Annotated in this window: 10 protein-coding genes; 9 read left to right on the plus strand and 1 reads right to left on the minus strand. The window is 67.1% G+C overall.

The annotated features are described in order from the left end of the window. Positions 1-19: 19 nt before the first annotated feature. From BMZ47_RS25690 to BMZ47_RS25710, 5 genes are all read left to right on the plus strand, one after another. The gene (locus BMZ47_RS25690) at positions 20-1,336 is read left to right on the plus strand and encodes a DEAD/DEAH box helicase (protein ID WP_091865014.1); all 1,317 of its coding nucleotides are present in this window, start codon (positions 20-22) and stop codon (positions 1,334-1,336) included. Between the two features lie 115 nt (positions 1,337-1,451). Then, a complete protein-coding gene (locus BMZ47_RS25695) occupies positions 1,452-1,964 on the plus strand; it encodes a hypothetical protein (RefSeq protein ID WP_091865016.1) in 513 nt (170 codons plus the stop codon). A gap of 1 nt (position 1,965) precedes the next feature. Next, entirely contained in the window at positions 1,966-3,183 is a 1,218-nt protein-coding gene (locus BMZ47_RS25700; RefSeq protein WP_167369111.1) for a DUF2800 domain-containing protein, read from the plus strand. 20 nt (positions 3,184-3,203) lie between these two features. Continuing rightward, positions 3,204-3,821: an ssDNA-binding protein gene (locus BMZ47_RS25705; RefSeq protein WP_091865020.1), complete on the plus strand. Its 618-nt coding sequence runs from the start codon at positions 3,204-3,206 to the stop codon at positions 3,819-3,821. 63 nt (positions 3,822-3,884) lie between these two features. Beyond that, positions 3,885-4,175, plus strand: a complete 291-nt coding sequence (locus BMZ47_RS25710; RefSeq protein ID WP_091865022.1) for a DUF2312 domain-containing protein — start codon at positions 3,885-3,887, stop codon at positions 4,173-4,175. Here the strand turns inward: BMZ47_RS25710 and BMZ47_RS28285 are convergent. Beyond that, on the minus strand, positions 4,172-4,594 hold the full coding sequence (locus tag BMZ47_RS28285) for a hypothetical protein (RefSeq protein WP_139221071.1): 423 nt from the start codon (positions 4,592-4,594) through the stop codon (positions 4,172-4,174). The two genes, BMZ47_RS25710 and BMZ47_RS28285, sit on opposite strands and share 4 nt — an antisense overlap. 295 nt (positions 4,595-4,889) lie before the next feature. Here BMZ47_RS28285 and BMZ47_RS25715 point away from each other — a divergent pair, with 295 nt between their 5' ends. The 4 genes from BMZ47_RS25715 (at position 4,890) to BMZ47_RS25730 (ending at position 7,132) form a co-directional block, all read left to right on the plus strand. Continuing rightward, positions 4,890-5,285 carry a hypothetical protein gene (locus tag BMZ47_RS25715; RefSeq protein ID WP_091865024.1) on the plus strand — a complete coding sequence of 132 codons (396 nt, stop codon included), beginning with the start codon at positions 4,890-4,892 and terminating at the stop codon, positions 5,283-5,285. A gap of 112 nt (positions 5,286-5,397) precedes the next feature. Next, positions 5,398-5,526 carry a hypothetical protein gene (locus BMZ47_RS29230; protein ID WP_280142765.1) on the plus strand — a complete coding sequence of 43 codons (129 nt, stop codon included), beginning with the start codon at positions 5,398-5,400 and terminating at the stop codon, positions 5,524-5,526. After that, positions 5,523-5,864, plus strand: a complete 342-nt coding sequence (locus tag BMZ47_RS25720) for a hypothetical protein (RefSeq protein WP_091865026.1) — start codon at positions 5,523-5,525, stop codon at positions 5,862-5,864. Before BMZ47_RS29230 ends, BMZ47_RS25720 begins: the two co-directional genes overlap by 4 nt. 221 nt (positions 5,865-6,085) lie before the next feature. Beyond that, positions 6,086-7,132 (plus strand): tyrosine-type recombinase/integrase, encoded by a 1,047-nt coding sequence (locus BMZ47_RS25730; RefSeq protein ID WP_244536940.1) that lies wholly within the window; start codon positions 6,086-6,088, stop codon positions 7,130-7,132. Positions 7,133-7,201: the final 69 nt, after the last annotated feature.

Below are 7,201 nucleotides of genomic sequence, written 5' to 3' on the forward strand. Positions count from 1 at the left end.
CCCCGAGGACCAGGAAACGATGCAGCTCAAGCCCTGGCAGGAGACGGGCGCCCGCTGGCTCGCCGCCCGCGAGCGCGCGCTCCTCGCCGACGGCATGCGGGTCGGAAAGACGCCGCAGACCATCGCCGCGGCGGACTACGCCGGGGCCGAATCCATCCTGATCGTCTGCCCCGGGATCGCCCGGGAGAACTGGGCCCGGGAGTTCGACCGGTTCAGCATCATGGGTCGGCCCGTGGCGGTCGTGCACGGCGCCCGGGATCGCATCGAGCCGAACGGCGTCACCATCCTGTCGATGGACGGGGCGCGCAACGGCGACCTCTACGCTCGTGTGATGGCGCACCGCTGGGACGTCCTCACAGTCGACGAGGCCCAGTACCTTAAGAACCCCGAATCGCAGCGGACCCGCCAGGTGCTCAGCGCCCGGGGCTTCGCCGCGCAGGCGCGTCGCATCTGGTTCCTGACCGGGACGCCCATGCTCAACCACCCGGGCGAGCTGTGGATCATCCTGCGGACCTGCGGCCGGTTCGCGGGCAGCTACACCGAGTTCCTCGACCGCTTCACGGTCTGGTTCATGGGCGACTTCGGCCCGGTCGTGCGCGCGCTGCGCGACGTGGACGGCCTGCGGGCGCTGCTCGAACCGGTCATGCTCCGCCGGATGTGGCACGAGGTCAGCCCGGACACCCCCTCCCCCGTCTGGGGGGAGGTACGGCTCGACCCGGGCGCAATCTCGGCGGAGGCCAAGGCGACGCTCGCCGCGATGGAGGCGGACGGCGCGCTCGGCGGCCGGCTCCGGCGGCTGGTCGAGCGGATCGGCGCGGGGGAGAAGGTCGAGCTGTCGAAGGAGGCCGGCGGCCTCACGCAGCTGCGCTCGGCGACCGCGGTGGCCAAGGCCGGGCCGGTGGCGGCCTGGGCGGCGGCCGAGCTCGGCGCGCGGCGGATCGACAAGCTCGTGGTGTTCGGCCACCATACCGCGATGGTCGAGCAGGTGGCCGACCGGCTGGCCCCGTTCGGCGCGGCGACCATCCACGGCGGCACGCCGATGAAGCAGCGCCAGCGGAACATCGACGGTTTCGCCAGCGACCCGGCCCGGCGCGTGCTGGTGTGCCAGGACCAGGTCGCGCGCACGGCGATCGATCTCACGGCGGCGAGCCACCTGCTGTTCGGGGAATTGGACTGGGTGCCCGATAACAACGCCCAAGCAGCAATGCGCGTGCAGGGCCCGAGGCAGACCCGTCCGGTCCACATCCACGCCGCGTACCTGCCCGGGTCGTCCGACGAGGGCTTGGCCCGCATCCTGGCCCGCAAGACGAAGATGGCCGCAGAAATCTTCGGCTAGGGTGTTGTGAAAATCGAAACAGCATGCCAGGATGCGACGTGGAATCGACGGACCTAACGGAAATTGGACGTCGGTACGCGAGGCATGTTTCGATTATCTCATCAGGAGCCAACGGATGATCAAGGTCGAGTTGACGTTCGCCACCGCTGAGGAGGCCGCCGACGCGATGTGCCGCCTCGCGGGTGATGCGCCCGGGGATACGAGCGAGGGGACCGAGGCCGCCGCGCCGCAGCAGCGCCGCCGGCGCCGGACCAAGGCCGAGATCGAGGCGGCTCGCGCCGCCGAGGCTGGTGGCACCGAGGCCCCCGCCGAGGGCGCGGCCGAGCAGCCGCAGCCCGAGGCCGAGAAGGCGGAGCCCGAGGCGCCTGCCGACGACTTCCTGGGCCCGGACCCGGTGGAGAAGCAGGCGATCAGCGATACGCCCGAGGATCGCAAGCCGCCGCTGACCAAGGAGGAGGCGGAGGCCAAGTTCAAGAACGAGGTCCGGCCGGCGCTCGGCGCGGTCATGACCGCCAAGGGCCAGGACGCCGCCCGAAAGCTGCTCAACGACTTCGGCTTCCAGAAGCTCACCGACATGCCGAGCGAGCGCTACGATGCGTTCGTGGCGGTGTGCAAGCAGGCGGCCTGACATGCCGGGCGATCACGCCCGCCTGTCGCCATCCGGGTCGTCGATCTGGATGAACTGCCCCGGCCAGCCGCAGCTCGCGACTGGTCTGGAGCGCCGCGGCTCGGTCCACGCCGAGCGCGGGACTGCGGCGCACAGCGTCCTGGAATGGTGCCTCAAGCACAAGCGCGAGGCTGCCTACTACACCGATCGGTCCATCTACGTGGAGGGCCGAAAGGAAGGCGCGCTGACGCTCGGCGAAGACGATCTGGCGGCTGTGCAGATGGCCGTCGACTGGATCCGCGAGCAGATCGCCCCCGAGGACGAAGTCGCGACCGAAGAGCGGCTCCGCTACTCGGACGACCTGTGGGGCACCGCCGACGTTCGGCGCTATCGCCCCAGCACCGGCGAGTTGCTGATCGTCGACTACAAGCACGGCTCGGGCGTGGCGGTGGATGCCACCGGCAACCCGCAGGGCATGATCTACGCCCTGATGGCAGCCAAGGGGCTAGGCAACCGCGGCGTCTCGTCGGTGCGGTTCGTCATCGTCCAGCCCCGCTGCTTCCACCCGGCCGGCCCGATCCGCGAGTTCACGGTGGACGGTATCGACATGCTCGACTGGGAGGACCGGATCGTCCAGGCGGTCCAGGCCACCCAGCGGTTCAAGAGCCGCGCCGAGGTGCTGTTGCCGGTGGCGGGCGAGAATGATCCGCTCCGCCCCGGTAGCCATTGCCGGTGGTGCCCCGCGGCCGGCATCTGCCCGGCGATCAAGCGCGAGGCCGAAGCCGAGGTGCAGCGGACGTTCGAGCCGGCGGCCTACGATCCGGACGACCTGGCCGCGACGCTCGGCAAGCTGGATCGGATCGAGGCCTGGGCCAAGGCGGTGCGCGAGTTCGCGTACAGCGAGGCCGAGCGCGGGGCCCGCATCCCGGGCTTCAAGCTGGCGCCGAAGCGGCCGGTCCGCCGGTGGAAAGATTCCGGCCAGGTCGTGGACGCCCTCGGGCTCTACGGGCTGGAATCGGAAGACCTGTACGAGCGCGCGTTCCGCTCGCCCGCGCAGGTCGAGACGCTGCTCGAGCCGGCGATGCCGGGCGGCACCAAGAAGGCGCGCCTCGTGGCCGCCAAGGCTTTGCTGGCGGGCATGATCGAGGCCGTCAGCAACGGGCACTCCCTGGTGCCCGAGAACGACCCGCGGCCGCCGCTGCGCGGCGACGCGGCCGACGACTTCACCGCAGCAATCTGAGCGCAAGGAGCGAATGGATCATGGCTGAGACCGTTGATGCGATTATCACACCAAAGTTCCGGGCGTCGTTCGTCTGGGTGTTCAAGCCCAAGGCGGACAAGCGCGATCCGTTGAAGAAGCCGAAGTACTCGGTGCTGATGCTGTTCCCGAAGGGGACGGACCTGTCGGCGCTGAAGGCAGCGGCCAAGGCGGCGGCCATCCAGAAATGGGGCTCGGACGCCGACGCGAAGCTGAAGCACCCCAAGTTCAAGTCGCCGTTCAAGGACCAGGCCACCTTGGTCGATGGCGAGGGTAAGCCCTACGCCGGCGTCATGGAGGGCGGCGTCGCCGTCGAGGCGTGGTCCTACACCGCGCCGGGCCTCGCGGGGCCGAAGCTCGACCCGTCCACCGGCAAGGTCGAGATCTTGACGGCGGAGACGGACTTCTACTCCGGCGCTTGGGCTCGCGCGAAGATCCGCCCCTACGCCTGGACCAACGATCTCGGCGGCATCGGGCTCTCGTTCGATCTGGTGAACCTGCAGAAGCTCGCCGACGACGACCGGCTGGGCGGCGGCCGCACCCGGGCCGAGGACGACTTCCAGCCGGTCGAGGCGTCCGTCGAGGGCGGCGAGGGCGGCGCCGGGGACTTCTTCGGCTGATCCTCGCACCGGCCCGGCGTGTGCCGGGCCGGCCTACCCCGACGGAAAACGAGGAACAGGACGATGGTTAAGCAACAATTTCCGGGTGCAGGCCATAACTCTGAAGGCGCCGAGGGCGTGGCGGCCGACGAGCTGAAGCAGTTCCTGGAGCGCATCGAGCGCCTCGAGGAGGAGAAGACCGGGATCACCGGCGACATCAAGGAGGTCTATTCCGAGGCCAAGGGTCGGGGGTTCGATACGAAGACGATCCGCAAGATCGTCAGCCTGCGGAAGCAGGATCACAGCGAACGCCAGGAGCAGGCGGCGATCTTAGAGATGTACTGCCGGGCGCTGGGCCTAGATTTCATGCTCTAGAACGGGATGTCGTCGTCATTCAGCCGCGTTCTCCCGTCTTTATCAAGATACACCCGCGCAGCGGTATCATCATCGAAAAAGACCCTGGCAGTTCCTTGCCGATCGAATGCAGCTTTCTGATCGTCTTTTACTGAAAACGTTAAAGCTCCCGGAAAATAATTAATAGAATCCACTAAAGGGTGCGTCGATAAAATATCCCGCGCCAACACGCGGAGGTCTTTCTCCGTTTTGAAGCGAGACAGCATCTTTCCAAGAATAGAAATAGTGCTATCTCTGTGCAGAAGAGCGATATCCAACAGTCTACGAACCGCCTCAACCTCGGAATCCAGGTGATGCTGCTCTTTATATAGATTTATGCGCTCAACCAACTCGGTTGGGAGCACGTAAACTTTACGGACGGTCTCTTCGCGTTCGGCCACGATCGATCCCTCGGCGCATGTGCCGCGCCTTGAACATAGCGATTGACATGCCAGCGCACAATGGCATGATCAGGGACCGCGCAGGATATGCGTAAGCAGTGCGGCGTGCGTCGCACACCGACATGGACATAGGAGCTACCATCGAGGATCGCCCAGCGCCCGGGACAGAGCTGAAGGGCTAGAGCTCAAACTCAGGGAGGAAGGCGCAGCACCGGCCTAGGAAACCCGCTGCACCGTCTCACCCTTAACGCCGCGTTTGCCGCGCGGCTACACCCATGGACGTAGGGGTCCGTGAATGCGTGCGCATATCTATACCGGCGATTCGCCGATTAAGGAAGAGGGAACAAAGGCGGCACACACCGTCGATCACGACAAGGTTAGCGAGGTTGCCGCCGCGGCCTATGCCTTGATGGTGCTTGGCGACGAGTTGGCTCCGCGGGTTCAGGACGGTGAGGTCGTTGTGATCGACGTCGTGCTGCCGGAAACGGGCGATCTCGCCTTGGTGCAGCTCGTCGGATCGGACGTCGCCGTGCTTCGGGTGCTTGGCCCTTTCGACTCCCGGTGGCTCGCGATGCCTCGGGGCGACTGCGAGCCGATGATCGAGCTGATCCTGCTGCATCCGCAGCGGCGCAGCGACTTTGTCCCGGTCAGCAGCATCGACGTGCTGCGCCGTGCGCGGGTCGTCCGCTGATGGACACGCGCATAACCCGCGCGAGGGAGGCGGCCGCTGCGGCCGTTTCCTTTTCCCGATCTGGTGCGATTATCGCACCGCGCTTCGGCGCCGTCTCCGTGGGAGGCTGGCCGTGGATGTGATCCAGATCCTCACCGTGATCATCTGGGTGCTCTTCGGCCTCGTGGCGCTGTCCATCATCATTCTCGCCGTCCCCGCCGGGGCCGGCTTCGCGTCGGACCGGGAGGGCGAGCAGTCATGACGATCGATCTGAAAGAAGCCCTCCGCGCGGTCTGCCTCGATGGCGCGTTCACGCCACCGTTCGCCGCCTGCGGTACGGCCCGGGGTGTGGTGATCGACCAGCACGGCAAATCGGTCGCCATGGTCCTGCCGGTCATTCAGGACCGGCGCCTCGGCGCCGAGCTGCTGGCGGGAGCGCTGAACTTGGTGGCCCAGTCGAACGCCCTGGGGGCGGGCGCCGGCGAGGTCGCAGCAACCGCCACCGAACTGGAGGAAGCAGCCCTCCGCGCCCAGCCGGCCCGGGCGGGCGTTTGCCGGCGCCTGGCGCAGGTGATGCGGCAGCCGGGCTTCGGGGGCTGACGTGCCGACCGCCTATCTCAGCCGGCCATCTCTCGCGACCGAATTGGACGTGTCCGAATCGACGGTAGACGAGATGGTCCGGCGGGGCGTGTTGCCCCGCCCGGTGCGGCTATCCGCCGGCTGCGTCCGGTGGCGTTGGGCCGACGTCGACATGGCGCTTGCGTCCATGCGCGTCACGGGGAACGATCCCGAGGCAAACGAATCTGCTGAGCGAGCGCGACGTGCCGTCGAAGCGTCTAAGAAGCACGGGCGTCGTGCAACTCCCTAAAGGCGTTCACCGCGTCCTATCCCGCGGGCGCGAGTATTTCTATTGGAGCCCCGGGCGCGGCACGCCGTTTGCTGAGAAGCCCATCCGCCTTCCGGACGATACCTCTGATCCCAAGTTTTGGGTCGCGCTCCGTGAAGCACAAGGCAAGACCAACGCTACCGGAAATGTGCTGACCGTCGAAGGTTTAATCGACCTCTATCTGGATTCGGCCAAATTCCGCGGAAAGGGCGTCGGCACGAAAGACCAGTATACTCGGCAGCTTAAAATTCTGCGGGCTGGGTACGGCGACTGGGTCGCTACACGGCTCCGCCCCAACGATATGCGGCGGGTCGTCGAGGAGATGGAGGACCGGCCCGGTGCGGCCAACAACTTCCTCGGCACCATGCGTGCGCTCTCGACCTGGGCGCTTGCCCGCGGCCACGTGCCGGCGTCGTTCACGGAAGGCGTCGAGCCCTTCGACACCGAAGGCGGCCACAAGCCTTGGACCGACATGCAGATTGCGGCCGCGCACGCGGGCCTCACCGGCATGCTCCGGCGCGGCGTCATGCTCGGGCTCTACACCGGCCAGCGCGGCTCTGATGTCGTCCGCCTCGGGTGGACCGACCTTGACGAGGGTGGTCTCCGCTTGGCGCAGCAGAAGACCAAGCGCGAGGTGTGGTGCCCGGTGGTGCCCGAGCTCGCCGCTGAGATGACGGGCTGGGAGAAACGCCCGGGGCCGTTCCTGCTGCAGGCCGACGGCAGGCCCTACACGCGCAAGAGGCTGTCGATCCATTTCGATGCCGCGCGCGCCGAGATCCCCGAGCTTGCCGGCGCGACCCTGCACGGCCTGCGCGCCACCGCGGTCGTGCGGCTCCGGCGCGCCGGGCTGAGCACCGCGCAGATCCAGGACGTGATCGGAATGTCGATGGCAATGATCGAGCGCTACAGCCGATTCGCCGATCGGAAGGCCAGCGGGCAGGCCGCCATCATCCACCTCGCCGCTCGCGCGAACAAAGGGTGACTTGTAAAACGCTGTAAAACATTCGGCCGAAAAGCCAATGGTTTCAGGGTGGGAGACGAAATCGCACAG

Origin of the sequence: Methylobacterium brachiatum, from assembly GCF_900113845.1 — a bacterium.
GTDB classification, from domain to species: Bacteria; Pseudomonadota; Alphaproteobacteria; order Rhizobiales; family Beijerinckiaceae; genus Methylobacterium; species Methylobacterium brachiatum.